The following is a 14,404-nucleotide window of genomic DNA, read 5'->3' on the forward strand; positions in this document are numbered from 1 at the left end:
TACTAAAAATCCCCCCAAGGGCATCTTGAGGGGATAAAAAATGAAAACTGAAAATTATTAGTGGGTAATTAGTGCTCTTTCAAAAGCATCCTCTACGGTTACATACTGATAGCCGAGATCTTTTGCAACTGCTGCGAAGGTGATTTCTCCATTTAACACGTTGACACCACATTTTAGTGCTTCACTTTCCATAATTGCTTTTCTTCCACCTTTATTGGCAATTTCTACAGCGTATGGAATGGTAACATTTGTTAAGGCAATGGTTGATGTTCTAGGAACTGCTCCAGGCATATTGGCAACTGAATAATGAACCACGCCATATTTTTCGAATGTTGGCTCATCGTGAGTCGTTACGTGATCACAGGTTTCAACAATCCCGCCTTGGTCGATGGCAACATCGACGATCACGGAACCTGGTTTCATAGATTTGACCATTTCTTCTTTTACAAGCTTAGGAGCCTTTGCACCAGGAATTAAGACAGCACCAACGAGAAGATCAGCTTGTGATACAGCTTCTGCGATGTTCATTGGGTTGGACATTAAGGTTGTGATTTGATGGCCAAAAATATCATCCAGTTCACGTAAACGATCGGCACTTAAATCAAGAATGGTTACATCTGCACCTAAGCCGACCGCCATTTTTGCTGCGTTTGTTCCGACCATGCCGCCGCCGATAATGGTTACTTTTCCACGGCTCACCCCAGGAACGCCTGCAAGCAGAATTCCTTGTCCGCCGTTTGTTTTTTGTAAAAATTGGGCCCCGATTTGAACAGACATTCTTCCGGCTACTTCACTCATTGGGGTAAGGAGCGGCAGCGTTCTGTTAACCGTAACCGTTTCGTAGCCAATTGCCGTAACACCACTATCTTTAAGAGCTGTCGTCAGTGTCGGGGCTGCTGCAAGGTGTAAATAGGTAAATAAAATCAAACCTGGACGGAAGTATTTATATTCGCTTTCAAGCGGCTCTTTTACTTTTAGGATCATTTCAGCGTCGGCCCAAACCTTTGTTGCACTTTCAATGATAATAGCACCGACATTTTCATACTGATCATCAGTGAAGCCGCTTCCAATTCCTGCCCCTTTTTCTACTAATACTGTATGACCGGCGTTTACAAATGAAACAACTCCTGATGGAGTAAGGGCCACCCGATTTTCATTATTTTTAATTTCCTTAGGAACTCCAATAAACATTCTTATTTCCCCCTTTGTTTTGTGGTGCTTTGTTGCTATGGTTTTAGTATAGAATGTTTATTTTATAATTGCTTTGTCTTGAAAAGAGAAAGTTCGGATGCCCTTTTGGGGAAATTCACAAAAAGGACCGTCACCGCTCTAAATATTTTTCGAGCTTTACATCAATATATAACATCATTTTTTGGTTTGGATCCTTAAAATCTATTTCACTAATTTCAGTGATCCTCTTAAGGCGATAGGTTAGTGTGTTTGGATGGACAACTAATTCCTTCGCTGCTTCAGTAACATTCGTGTCTTTGTCCAAAAAAACCTCAAGTGTTTCGAAAAGATTGGAATTGTGCCTTTGATCATATAGATGGAGCTTCCTTAGTGCTTGATTTTCATAGCCTTCGTTTCGGTGTTTCTCTAAAATAATATCGAAAAGCTGATAGATACCAAGGTTTTGATAGTAATGGATATTTTGCGTATTGAATGGGTATTTTTCTTTTGTTGCTAAAACAGTCAACGATTCTTGATAGGCCTGCTTCATTTTTTGATAGTCCTCATATAAATTGCTGACGCTGGGCTGAACTTCTGTAATTTTGTAACGATCACGAAGATAACCCTTAAAGGTATCAATAAAATGGTCAAGCTCTTTAACAGGATTATCACTAGCAGGTGGTGAGACGAGTAAAATAAGTTGGCAGCTGTCAAATGTATAGAGCATAATTTTTAGCTGCTGACTCGTTTTTAATAGATAAGAAATTTGTTGCTCCAGTTTTCTCGTTATATTTTGTTGAAACTGGAAAGCAATTACAGCAAAGGAAGGGGAGGGTGTAATTTTATATGTATGAAAATGCTTGATAATTTCTTCATGTTCTGTTAAATGCCCGGTTAGAAGCTGCCAAAAAAATTCTTGAAAGTGATCTTCCTTTTTTCGGTTCCGGACCTGCAGCTGTAACAGTTCATTCGTTGCCGCTTCTGCAGCTTTTTTTAATAAGTCCATTTGATCCTCATCTAGATCTTTATCAACTTCTAATGCCCAAATAAATCCAATGACTTCTTTCTGCTTCCAAATGGAGATTGCAACTCTGTTTCCAAGTCCGATTTCATTCATGCATTTTACGCGAATCGGTTCAGTTGTACTTAATAGGGCGGGAATGACTCCTTCTTTCCATAACTGATTGATCACTTTTTCAGGTACCCGGCGGCTAATAATGGTGGCAATTCTCGCCTGGTCCGTTTTTTCATCGTGGAAGCTGTAGGCAAGGAGCCGATGGTTTGCATCTTCGATTGTTATTGGACACTGGAGTGCTTGTCTAATGGCGTCGGCAAACTCCTCTAGACTTTCAAAAGATAGTTTAAAAGGATTATTCAATTTCGTGTTCAAAGTCAATCCCTCCGCATTTCTAGTAGAGTCTATTTGTTTTTAAAAAAATAAATGATCAATCTTTGTTTAAATTCACCAAAAAGAAAATATAAATTCATATTTTCTAACAAATAGGAATATTCAAAGGTATGTTAAAATAGTGTTGCGTTTACAACATAAAGTTTAAACAATATTTGAAAACGCTATCAATTATGATTGGGGGAAAAAAGCCTCTTTAATTCTAGCGTAAAGACTTTGTTTATTCCGAACTCAATTCTATGCAGATAGGAGATGATTATTTTTATTAATTGTATTCGCTTACATAAATAGACAGCTATTTTTATTGTACACAATTTTGGAAATATTTAAATAGGTAATACATTAGGTTACCGAAATTTTATTTTGAAATACTGTTATCGAAATAGGGGATAGGTCTTTCTTAATAGAGGGGGATCGGCGATTACTAGTACGACTTAAGGGGGATGAAGGATGGGCAGTGACATTCAGGACAAAAAACTTAACCGTGGTTTAGAGGAAAGACATATTACTTTGATGTCTTTAGGAGCTGCGATTGGCGTTGGTCTTTTTCTTGGTTCAGCTTCCGCGATCAAAATAGCTGGGCCAGGAATTTTGGTTGGATATGCCGTTGCCGGAGTTATTATGTTCTTTATCATGAGGGCCCTTGGGGAAATGGCTATACAGAGACCTGTTGCCGGTTCATTTAGTCAATATGCTTATGATTATTTAGGACCGCTTGCCGGTTATTTAACAGGCTGGACTTACTGGTTTTTATGGATCGTGACTTGTATGGCGGAAATCACAGCAGTTGGTATTTATATGGAGTTTTGGTTTCCAACAGTTCCGCACTGGATCTGGTCACTTGCTGCCCTTATCATCATGGCTACGGTGAATTTTCTTGCCGTAAAGGCTTATGGTGAATTGGAATTCTGGTTTGCCCTCATCAAAATTGTTACCATTATTTGCATGATAGTTGTTGGAGCAGCGATGATTTTCTTTGGAATTGGAAATGGAGGTATTGCGACAGGGATCCACAACCTCTGGAGTCATGGTGGTTTCTTTCCACATGGGATAAAGGGAATTTTCATGTCCTTGCAAATGGTCATGTTCGCTTACCTTGGCATTGAAATGATTGGAGTAACTGCTGGAGAGGTTAAAAATCCAGAAAAAAATATTGCCAAAGCGATTGATAATGTATTTTGGCGCATTCTTATTTTTTATGTGGGAGCCTTATTCGTAATCATGTCCATTTTTCCATGGAATGAACTTGGTACAAAGGGAAGTCCGTTTGTTCTTACCTTTAAACAAATAGGAATACCGGCGGCTGCAGGGATTATCAATTTTGTTGTGCTAACGGCTGCACTCTCATCATGCAACAGTGGGATTTTTAGTACATCACGGATGCTGTTTAACCTTGCTGAAAATGGAAAGGCACCACGAAAATTAGATAAGGTTACAAAAAATGGGGTGCCAGGCCTGTCTGTCATCGTTTCAGCTGTAGTTTTATTGGTAGGAGTTTTCTTAAATTATGTCGTCCCAGCAAAAGTATTTACATTGGTTACGAGTATTGCGACATTTGCGGCTATTTGGACATGGGGGGTTATTTTATTAACCCAAATTCGTTACCGCAAAAGTTTAAATACAGAAGAAAAGAAAGCATTGAAATATAAAACTCCTTTATTTCCTTACTCTTCTTATCTATCTCTCGTATTTTTAGCCCTTGTTCTTGTTGTAATGGCCTTCAGTCCCGATACAAGGATTGCCTTATACATCGGACCATTTTGGATTATCTTCCTAGTTGCTGTTTACTATATAAAAGGATTCCATAAAAGTGAGGAAATACCTCATCAAGATGCTGTTCATGTAAAATAATGTTCGAAGTAAACATGGGGACGGTTCTTTTGTATCCTTTTGCGGAAGGAGGTACAAGAACCGTCCCTGTGTTTTCTTACGCTTTTGATCTTACTTTCTTGCGGCAAGAGCAAGAGAACCGTCCCTATCAACCGCCTTTTCTAGCTTTGGTCGCAGGGCAAAGTGTTCTTTCTCGATTAGAAATGAGACGAATAGGCTTCCGACAATGGCCCACAGTGGCGCGCCGATGTTGAAGAAATGCACATCTGACATCCCGATGATCATGGCGAAGAAAGCACCCATTTGAAATTTACTATCGGAAAAAGCTGTTTTTAGTGAATTGGTGAGTACACCTAGCATGGCCAGTCCGGCGATCACGGTAACGATCACGGCCGGCATCGCGATAACAAATGGAACAATCAATGCTGCGAATAGGCCAAAAACAGAAAAGAAAAATCCGTTTGCAACCGAAGCCGCGTACCTGCCGTCTTTTTTTCCTACTTCATTGGAGGAACAGATTGCCGTCATCGGTCCGGCGATATTGATCGCATGAGCACCGAAGAGTGAACCGACAAGGCCAACCAGAGAACCGAAAACAGCCATTGCACTATTAGGCGGCTTGTAGCCCTGAGCCATTAATACTCCAGATGCCTGGGCATTTTCCGTACATATAATCAGCAATGCAAGGGGAATGCCGATCGATACGATGGCGTTAAGGCTAAATTCCGGCATGACTACATGTGGGAGAACCAGCGTATCCTGTAAATTTTTAATATGAAAGGCATTTGTCACTACTGCCAGCAAAACAGAAACAATTAAGGCTGATAACACAGGTGGAACCTTTTTTAAAAATCGAGAAGATAGCAAAAACACGATAATCGCTGAACCTGCCAATAAAGGTGAAATCGTAACAGATTTGATCATTTCCGTTGCAAACCGGATCATCACTCCAACTATCATTCCCATGACAATCGGCAACGGTATCCATTTCATGACTTTGTCAATTAAGCCCGTTGCCCCGAGCAGAATAACAAGGATATTGGCCACGAGATATGCTCCAATTGCTTCATTTAATGAAAAATGGCTTAAGGATCCTACTACTAATACGGCCCCTGCAATCGAATGTGCTCCTGAGATCGGCTGTCGATGTCTTAATGCTAAAAATATTCCAAGTAAGCCACTAAAGAAATAAGTAGCAAATATCCAACTGATTGTTTGCGTATAAGTTAATCCACCGCTCGTGGCTCCGCCAATAATAATTAACGCAGGACCCGTACATCCAAAAATTGCAGCGACTAACCCTGCACTAATCGTATTTATATTTAGATTGTGACGTAAATCTTTGAAATTTGTACCAAACTGTTTCATCGCTTCCTCCTTATTCCTTTTTGCAAATATATTTTAGAAATTCTTTATTCTCTCAAAATTGGCAGATACTACTTAGATGTAAATCCTCCTCCTTTTGATAAAAGTTATTTCTAATGTTGTAAATATTATGATAAATTAATATAATCTCTTTGTATTCATCCAATCGGATGACAATGGACTAATCCAATTAATATACCAATTCATTTTTTATAAATAGAGGTGAATCAATAATGGAATGGAAAGTGGATCGTGAGGCGAATAAACCTCTCTATCAGCAAATTTTTGAATTAATCGAAGAAAGAATCTCCTACGGCGAATTTCCCCCTGGAAGCTTATTGCCTTCAGAACGAAAATTGGCTGATCAGTTAGGGGTCAACCGAATGACCATTGTACATGTTTACGACGAACTCCAAGCTTCCGGTTTAGTTGAACGAAAAAAAGGCAGCGGCACACGGGTCAGCACACATAAATGGGGGATCCTTCCTAAAGGAGTTACGAATTGGCGGAAATATATTGAAGGGGGTTCGTTTTTACCTACCTATCCGTTGATTCGACGCGTCCGTGCAGAAGCAAAGCAGATGACAGACGGCTTTAATTTATCAAGTGGTGAATTGTCTGCAGACCTATTCCCGGCGCGCTTTTTACAAGCTTCCTTTGTTGAACAAACGTTTCCGGGCAATTTAGGATATACGCATCCACAAGGACATCTTCCCTTTCGCGAGACGATTGCTGACTATGTGAAGAACTATCACAATATAAATACAACCAGTTCTTCTATTCTAATTACATCAGGGGCCCAGCAGGCTTTACATCTGATTACACAGTGTTTGCTTAACCCTGGCGATGCCGTAGCGATTGAGGCACCATCCTACTGTTATTCACTGCCGTTATTTCAATCGGCCGGATTAAGGATTTTTGGGCTGCCGGTTGACGAGCATGGGATTAATCCGGACGATATTGTATCCTTATATCGCAAGCATCAAATTCGGATGATTTTTTTAAATCCAATCTACCAGAGTCCCACAGGCAGCGTCCTTCCTGAGACACGCCGAAAAAAAGTACTGGAGATTTCGGCAGAATTAGGTATTCCGATTGTAGAAGATGATCCGGTTAGTCTGCTTTCATTCGATGGTGAGACACATTTTCCAATTAAATCCTATGACCGGAGTGGCAACGTGCTCTATATTGGCTCGCTTTCCAAAGTGATTGCCTCCAGCCTGCGGATTGGCTGGCTAATTGGACCGCAATCGGTCATTAACCGTTTAGCGGATGCCAGGCAGCAAATTGACTTTGGCTTAAGTATTTTTCCACAGCTGATCGCCAATCAATTTTTACAATCGACTGAGTATCCTGCTCATCTTACCTTCCTGCGTCAGGAGCTATTGGAGCGGAGAAATGTAATGATTTCGGCTTTACGGGAAGCATTGGGAGATCAGGTTGATTTTACAATTCCGAAAGGAGGTCTTCACATCTGGTGTAAATTGAACAAGGATGTGGATGATCAAAGGCTGGTTGAAGAGGGGATCAAAAACAAAATTTTGTTTATGCCAGGAAGTGTCTACGGGGCGCCGAACGGATATGTTCGGTTCACTTTTGCCCATTTGGAGCGGGACTCGATCAGGGAAGCGATCGGGCGGTTTGCGGATGTGCTGGCGCGGGTTTGATCAGGTGCATTCGCACGTCGCGGAGTTTGTCAAAATTTTAGCTGGGAATCATTCAAATCCTCGGGTTTTGAAAAATCACTTCCCTTTTTTAAACAAATATGCTGAAAAAAGTGGACTTTTTCACGGTTCGCTTGTTTCTTCGATGAAGCAAGCGAACCGTCCTTTTCGTACACTATTTACATAATTTATTATTTTTCGTATAGTGAAATTATACTGTAATTGGAAATTCCAATTTTATTATTGCGAACAAAATAAAACCAGATTAACGCTGCTTACTTATTGTACGCTTGCCCTTTTTTATCATCAGTAAATGGGAGGCTTGGCATCATGGGTCTTTTTGACTTGTTTGATGTTATGAAACAAAGTGCTAGAAAGAGAAGGAAAACGGAAAAATACCGTAAAAGTGCGAAGGAATATATTCAGGGCGGAAAAAGTCTCTACAACAAAGCCTATGCTGACATTGTTTTCCATGTGAAAGAGACAAACGATAGAATCGTACAGCATTACCATTACAAACAGCATTTACTATGGGAAATTAGTCAGGATGTTAAGCAAGTGCTTCATCAATGTACGAACTTTTACATTGATCGGAGAGTATTAGAGACACCAAGATTTAGCTCTTCTTTAGTTGATTCATATAGTGGTAGAGGAGTAATTGCCGTTTTTTCAGCAACAATTGTTCCAAGTTATAGTGTGCCAAGTGTACTTTCTTTACATAGTAACTCAAACGAAGAGTATGAGAAAGCAAAAAGACAGAGGAATAAGTCAAAAAAGTTTTATGAAGAAATGATCCTTAAGCGAGAAAGATTTCACCACGCTAAGGAAAATATGAAGGAGATCTCCAGCTTTATTTATGTTGAAAGAAAATTGCTGGATAGAATCATTACGAAGGTGAAACAGATTACAGCACAATTTAATTCAAGTATAAAGAAATCTAGTTTTTCAAGGTTAGAAGCGGAATATTTAAAAGTTATTCATAAAATTGCCGAAACAATAAATGAATTATTAACAACTAAATTTCTCACTGATACTATGAGGGTCAGTGGACAATATGAAGATGTTTTTGAAAAAATCAAGATCATTCACAAAGCACTTAAGAAAGCGCCTTCAACAATAAGAAGGAAAGATATTGAAAAAATAATAAAACCCCCCGCAACGAATCACAAATGGTATGTGGTCAGCAGTAAAGCAAAGGGACGGTTCTAGTGTCACCCGAAAAGAGTCAAGAGAACCGTCCCTATAACGATTCTGTAACGATTCAGTTTCTAACTTAACTAGTATATTAAATATGATTTAATTGTTTGTTAATAGTCTGTTAATATTCGTTTGATACCCTTAATTAGATATAAAAATTATTTCATTAGGGGTCCTATACAAATGAAATTAAAAGCTGTTATTTGTTTTTTACGTAGATATCACAAATTTGACTATTATACAGATAAATGTATTACCTGTGGCAAGAAAAGCAAAAGATAAAAAAGTTGATTATGTTGAATAGAATTGCTCAAAGAAAACAAACGCTATACAAAGTTACTCAAGCGATTTCCTGCCGTACCGTTGCCAAATATCGAGAGGAAATTGGAATCCCCGGTTCTTCTAAAAGAAAGAGATTTTAAAGGTATTGGTGCGCAATAAGAAAATATGACAGATCACGTCAAATCCTGGAGAAACGCAAAGAACACAATATCGACAAAAAAGTCAACAAAGCTACAAGGCTAAATTGCCACGTTCTTTTAAAAATACAAAAAAAGTTCATTTTAATGAAAAAGTGAGAAAACAGAAGAAAAACATATTATAAAGAACGAAGATGGTTCTTTAATAAGAAAAACTGCTGAAAACAGCAGTTTTTTTTTGTTTATAAGTTCTTTATAATGAACAAAACTATCCTAATAAATTATACTTGAAAGGTGGGAAAAGATGCTAAAGAAACTCTTATTTACTTGTTTGTTGATATACACTTCTACAATCGGTTTTACCTCAGCAAACGCCAAGGCGGCAGAACCAGTTGCACCTAATGTCCAAATTGGTGGGAATCCGGCTGCGGGAGAGCCTAGTGATATCAATGAAACCAGCACTGATCTGTCATTACTAGAAAAGGAAACACAAAAGCAGCCATCTTCTGGCTCGACTGAGGAAAATATAGCAAACAAGGCTCCATCAGTGCCGTCCGAAGCTATTCAGGGTGCCGAGAACGAAAATGGTCAAGCAAAAACAAATCCTGAGAATAATATCAATAATGGAAATGCAGAAGCTAACATGGTCCCATCAATACCGACTGAAGACATTCAAGGTGCCGGTAATGAAAGCGATCAAGCAGAAACAAATCCCGAACATAAAATGAATGAGGGAAATGCAGAAACTAACAAGGCTCCATCAGTGCCAGCTGAAGATATTCAAAGCTCCGGGAATGCAAGTGGTCAGGCAGAATCAAATCCTGATAATAATAAGCCAAGTCAGAATCAGTCAACAGACACACAAGTCATTCAAAACCAAACTGTAACAGGTGGAAAAACGACTGACCAAAATCAAACGGCTAATGTCACTATTTGTCAACAACAAACGATTCTTGCATCTGTTTCCTGTCAGGGTAATGTTACTAGCATCCTAGATGGGCATACGGATCAAAGCAAAACAGCAACTATTGTGGCTGCTCAAGTGCAAAATGTTGATTCTTCTGCAAATGTGAAATCTGAACAAACACAGAAAACCGGTATCACCTCTGACCAAAAACTAGAAATTATGTGCCCCTGTGGGGAAACGCAATCACCCCAACAGGGAACGAATATTTTAACGAACCAAGCCCAAAGTATCAATACAAGCTTAAATGCTGAATTATTTCAGGGACAGTTAACAGAAGTGAATCATTCACAAGATCAGCACCTTGAAACATCAGGTGGCGGTGAGAATGGGCAAAGGCAATTAACGAATGTCGAAGAATTGCAGGCTCAATCATTAAGTACATCAGGTCCTGTGAAAATAGAACAAACCCAAACAGTAGAAGTGAAAGGCAGTATCGTCAATACAATAAAGGACTTTGTCGAATCAGGAGTTAAAGTAACATCTCGGAACTATATCGAAATAATTAAAGAAACAACGACAACAGTTGCAAATTTTATTCAAGAAATTTTTGTTAACAATGAGTTGGTTGATCGCTTTACGAATGATTATTCACTTGAGGGAAATGACTCATATCATTCCCAACAAGCATTTCAAAAGCAATATGATTGGGGAAATCTGAATGTCGAAAATTTAGCCTCTGTTCAATACAATGAACAATTGCAACAATTTGAAACATCCATGTCCAGTTATCTATCTCTTGTATTTGGCATGATTGGTAATATAGATTGTCCAAAGCCAGCACCAAATGACAATAATGAACCTCCTGCAGAAAACAATAATGATGACAATACAAGTACTCCTCCTGCTCCGCCAACAGAATCCGGTGGGGGAGACAAAGGAAATTCTGACGTTCCGGCATCCGACACTGTACAAGAACCTACAGGAAATAGTGAAACAAACACAGGCAGCGGACAGCAAGCAACGAGCGGGCAGGCAGTGCAAACCATTGCAGTTTCAGTCAGCCAAGATCACGTCCAAACCACTGTTGCTCCAGTCAGCCAAGATCATGTCCAAACCATTGCAGCACCAGTCAGCAATAATAATGTCCAAGGGAACTCGCTTCCTAATACGGCTACAAATAGCTATAATCTATTAGTTCTTGGATTGGTACTAATCACTGCAGGAGGTCTGCTTTACTATACTGTCAGGAAAAAACTAAATTAAATATCTCACTTAAGTTGAAAAAAGGTTTTTTTGCTGGAATATTGAGCAAAAAGGCTTTTTTTTATGGGATATTATGTAAAAAAATATAAGAATATTTATATTTTTCAAAAAAAACTAAAAATTAAGAAATAATAAGCGTGAACTAGGTAGAGAACGAAAATGTTCTCAATTAAGAAATAAACGGCTGAATTTGAGATTTTTTAAAAGAGGACTGACATTGTATACTAACCCTTGCAAGTCAAACCCAAAATGTTACTGGAGGTATGAAAGTGAAAAATTTTAAAGAAGTCAGAAACGTACTTAACATGAAAAAACTCATCAGTGCAGGAGTCATTGCTGGGACTTTATTGGGTGCCACATCCGCATTTGCTGCTGGCGGTGTTAACCAAAGCCAAACTGCCAACTCAAATAAATTTGCTGCTAATGGAGCTCTTGGAGCTTTCGTATCTCAAAATCAAGCTGCTAATGACTATTCTGTTCTTCTTCAAGATGCAACTCATGCAAACAAATCTAATCAAACTCAAGATTCTACTAAAAATACTTATCAACTTCAAGGGGCACTTGGAGCTTTAACTTCTCAAAATCAGGGCTCTTCAAATGAATTGTTACAAGCACAATCAATTTCCTTTGGTAAAAAATCAAATCAAACCCAAAACTCAACTGACACCAATACCCAATTGCAAGGTGCATTAGGACTTCTAACTGCACAATCTCAAGGGGCTGCAAATGGAACTCTTCAAGCTCAAGTTTCTACTGGTGTTCATAACAATCAAGATCAAAACGGCAGTAATACAAACCTTCAAGGCCAATTGGCTGGTGGCATCCTAATTGGACAGGATCAGGGTTCTGGTAATCTTGGCGGCCAATATCAAGATGCACTTGGAGTAGGTAATCATCAAGCTCAAGGTTTCGAAAATAATACAGCACAAGGCCAGGCTGGATTGGGTGCTCTTATTGGCCAAGCACAAGGTTCTGGAAACGTTTCCGACCAAACTCAAGGGGCAGTTGGATTTTTAAACAATCAAAATCAAGGTGCTGTCACGAATACAGCCCAAGGTCAGCTGGGAGTTGGAGCCCTTATTGGTCAATTGCAGGGTTCTGAAAATTATTCTCAGCAAGCTGCAGGTGCAACTGGTTTTGCCAACAGTCAAAATCAAGCTGCAATCGGTAACACAGAGCAAGGTCAATTAGCAATGGGTGCGTTAATAGGCCAAGGGCAAGTCTCTTCAAACAATGCCGTTCAAGGTGCACAGGCAACAGGCGCCCTTAACAATCAATTACAAGTAGCGGCAGCTGATACACACCAAGGCCAAATCGGTGCCGGTCTTGGCGTGTTACAAGGTCAGAGTTCACAAAATGGTGCATTGCAAGTTGCTAATGCCCAAGGAGTCAACAACACTCAAGCACAGTTTGCAGCAAATGGTACAGCTCAAGGTCAAGTTGGTGCTTTCGGAGCTCTTCAAGGTCAAAATGCAACAAATGTAGCACTTCAAGGAGCAGATGCTACAGGTAAGAACAACCTTCAGGTACAAGGATCAGCTAACCAAACTGCCCAAGGTCAAGCAGGTGCACTTGGTACAGCACAAGGCCAAAATGCAACAAATGGAACTTTACAAGGAGCAGCAGCTGTAGGCAAGAATAACACCCAAGTCCAGGGGGCAGGAAATGCAGCCGCTCAAGGCCAAATCGGAGCAATGGGTACTACACAATCCCAAGCTGCAGACAATTCGGCAGCCAATGGGGCACTTGCTGTAGGCAAGAACAACACCCAAGCTCAAGGAGCTGGAAATATCTCCACTCAAGGCCAAGCAGGAACAAAGGGTGCTGACCAAACACAAACAGCAGCCAATACAGCTGGCAACGGGGCAACTGCTATAGGCAAGAACAACACTCAAGCGCAAGGAGCTGGAAATATCTCCACTCAAGGCCAAGCGGGAACAAAGGGCGCTACTCAAAACCAAACAGCAGCCAATACAGCTGGCAACGCTGCAACTGCTGCAGGTAAGAACAACACCCAAGTCCAAGGAGCTGGAAATATTTCTACTCAAGGTCAAATCGGAGCAAAAGGTGCTACTCAAACACAAGCTGCAAACAATACAGCTGGCAACGCTGCAACAGCTGTAGGAAAGAACAACACTCAAGTGCAAGGAGCTGGAAATACATCTACTCAAGCCCAGGCTGGAACAAAGGGTGCTAATCAATCACAAACAGCAAACAATACAGCAGCCAATGGGGCACTTGCTGTAGGAAAGAACAATGTTCAAGGCCAAGCAGCAACGGCAGATACAACCCAAGTTCAAGCTGGAACAAAGGGTGCAACTCAAACACAGGCTGCAAGCAATACAGCAACTAATTTATCAGCCGCTATTGGTCAGAACATTCACCAAAGCCAATCTTCCAGTTCTACGGTTGTTCAAGCACAATCTGCAAACTAATCTGAAGCTTTAGATTGAGTTCAGCTCCATCTAGTATATTGCTGGATGGAGCTTTTTATTAAACGCAGAGATGTAGCCATGTGATTTAATCCGGATATTGGAGAGGGGTAATGTCATGTTCAAAAAGGGAGTAACATCTTTATTAGCGATTTCGTTATTAACGGTTGGCGGTGAAGCAGCCTTTGCAAGTACTGGAACGACACAAGAGCAAACGAATAATGCTTCTGTAGCTCAATTTCAAGGGGCACCTTCATCAAGTCATCTTATCCAGTCCCAATATGTGAATTCAAAAGTACTTCCAGTTCAATATGGTACCAATTCAGCAGCCGGACAAGTGCAGGCTGGAAGTGTTACTAGCGCTCAAGTTCAATCAGCTGCTACTTCAGGCCCTGGAGTATTTACACAGGCAGATCAAACAAGGCTGGCAATGGCTGATCAGCAAACGTTTAATGGTACACATCAAGCGCAGTCAACAGATGCGAACCATTCTTTAAATCAATCGACTGCTGTCCAGGATCCAAGCCACGTGGTACAGGCTCAAATTGGCCATACAGCTGCCATTCAGTTTCAGGCATCCTTCGCGAATGGTCCGACGATTCAGTACCAACAGGCTCAACGTACATCGTTCCAATATCAGGTTGCCATAAAGCAAATGGCGCCAAAATAATAAGGAAAGAAAAGAAACCGAGGTTAAAAAAAGCCTTGGTTCTTTTTTGAAAGGTAAGTATTTTGGGAATTGTCCAGCT

10 protein-coding genes are annotated in these 14,404 nt (G+C 40.2%); 7 read left to right on the top strand and 3 right to left on the bottom strand.

The genetic code is table 11. The features are described from left to right. Nucleotides 1–57: 57 nt before the first annotated feature. Nucleotides 58–1,191, bottom strand: a complete 1,134-nt coding sequence (gene ald, locus JN080_RS04650) for an alanine dehydrogenase (protein WP_256234752.1) — start codon at nucleotides 1,189–1,191, stop codon at nucleotides 58–60. Nucleotides 1,192–1,321: 130 nt separating this feature from the next. Continuing rightward, nucleotides 1,322–2,560 carry a PucR family transcriptional regulator gene (locus JN080_RS04655; RefSeq protein ID WP_256234753.1) on the bottom strand — a complete coding sequence of 413 codons (1,239 nt, stop codon included), beginning with the start codon at nucleotides 2,558–2,560 and terminating at the stop codon, nucleotides 1,322–1,324. Nucleotides 2,561–3,028: 468 nt separating this feature from the next. Between JN080_RS04655 and JN080_RS04660 the strand changes: the two genes are divergently transcribed. Continuing rightward, nucleotides 3,029–4,429, top strand: coding sequence for an amino acid permease (locus JN080_RS04660; protein ID WP_256234754.1), 1,401 nt, complete (start codon nucleotides 3,029–3,031; stop codon nucleotides 4,427–4,429). A 90-nt stretch (nucleotides 4,430–4,519) separates the two neighbouring features. On the opposite strand, the gene JN080_RS04665 is transcribed toward JN080_RS04660, so the two are convergent. Next, nucleotides 4,520–5,776, bottom strand: a complete 1,257-nt coding sequence (locus tag JN080_RS04665) for a benzoate/H(+) symporter BenE family transporter (RefSeq protein WP_256234755.1) — start codon at nucleotides 5,774–5,776, stop codon at nucleotides 4,520–4,522. Between the two features lie 230 nt (nucleotides 5,777–6,006). Here JN080_RS04665 and pdxR point away from each other — a divergent pair, with 230 nt between their 5' ends. The 6 genes from pdxR to JN080_RS04690 all read left to right on the top strand — a co-directional run bounded on the left by pdxR (nucleotide 6,007) and on the right by JN080_RS04690 (nucleotide 14,325). Further along, nucleotides 6,007–7,440 carry a MocR-like pyridoxine biosynthesis transcription factor PdxR gene (pdxR, locus tag JN080_RS04670; protein WP_256234756.1) on the top strand — a complete coding sequence of 478 codons (1,434 nt, stop codon included), beginning with the start codon at nucleotides 6,007–6,009 and terminating at the stop codon, nucleotides 7,438–7,440. A 327-nt stretch (nucleotides 7,441–7,767) separates the two neighbouring features. Continuing rightward, the gene (locus tag JN080_RS04675) at nucleotides 7,768–8,646 is read left to right on the top strand and encodes a hypothetical protein (RefSeq protein ID WP_256234757.1); all 879 of its coding nucleotides are present in this window, start codon (nucleotides 7,768–7,770) and stop codon (nucleotides 8,644–8,646) included. Between the two features lie 281 nt (nucleotides 8,647–8,927). After that, a complete protein-coding gene (locus tag JN080_RS29755) occupies nucleotides 8,928–9,056 on the top strand; it encodes an RNA polymerase factor sigma-54 (RefSeq protein WP_375141576.1) in 129 nt (42 codons plus the stop codon). Between the two features lie 301 nt (nucleotides 9,057–9,357). Further along, complete coding sequence (locus tag JN080_RS04680; RefSeq protein WP_256234758.1) at nucleotides 9,358–11,223, top strand: LPXTG cell wall anchor domain-containing protein; 1,866 nt, start codon at nucleotides 9,358–9,360, stop codon at nucleotides 11,221–11,223. 269 nt (nucleotides 11,224–11,492) lie between these two features. Beyond that, a complete protein-coding gene (locus tag JN080_RS04685) occupies nucleotides 11,493–13,658 on the top strand; it encodes a beta strand repeat-containing protein (RefSeq protein ID WP_256234759.1) in 2,166 nt (721 codons plus the stop codon). A gap of 115 nt (nucleotides 13,659–13,773) precedes the next feature. Continuing rightward, nucleotides 13,774–14,325 carry a hypothetical protein gene (locus JN080_RS04690; RefSeq protein WP_256234760.1) on the top strand — a complete coding sequence of 184 codons (552 nt, stop codon included), beginning with the start codon at nucleotides 13,774–13,776 and terminating at the stop codon, nucleotides 14,323–14,325. Nucleotides 14,326–14,404 lie beyond the last annotated feature (79 nt).

The organism is Bacillus sp. EB600 (assembly GCF_024494385.1).
In the GTDB taxonomy this organism is placed as follows: Bacteria; Bacillota; Bacilli; order Bacillales; family Cytobacillaceae; genus JAEVLT01.

Excerpts from the sequence above, each read along its gene's own strand:
- ald (WP_256234752.1), bottom strand. The coding sequence starts at position 1,191 with ATGTTTATTGGAGTTCCTAAGGAAATTAAAAATAATGAAAATCGGGTG.
- JN080_RS04660 (WP_256234754.1), top strand. The coding sequence starts at position 3,029 with ATGGGCAGTGACATTCAGGACAAAAAACTTAACCGTGGTTTAGAGGAA.
- JN080_RS04665 (WP_256234755.1), bottom strand. The coding sequence starts at position 5,776 with ATGAAACAGTTTGGTACAAATTTCAAAGATTTACGTCACAATCTAAAT.
- pdxR (WP_256234756.1), top strand. The coding sequence starts at position 6,007 with ATGGAATGGAAAGTGGATCGTGAGGCGAATAAACCTCTCTATCAGCAA.
- JN080_RS04675 (WP_256234757.1), top strand. The coding sequence starts at position 7,768 with ATGGGTCTTTTTGACTTGTTTGATGTTATGAAACAAAGTGCTAGAAAG.
- JN080_RS29755 (WP_375141576.1), top strand. The coding sequence starts at position 8,928 with ATGTTGAATAGAATTGCTCAAAGAAAACAAACGCTATACAAAGTTACT.
- JN080_RS04680 (WP_256234758.1), top strand. The coding sequence starts at position 9,358 with ATGCTAAAGAAACTCTTATTTACTTGTTTGTTGATATACACTTCTACA.
- JN080_RS04690 (WP_256234760.1), top strand. The coding sequence starts at position 13,774 with ATGTTCAAAAAGGGAGTAACATCTTTATTAGCGATTTCGTTATTAACG.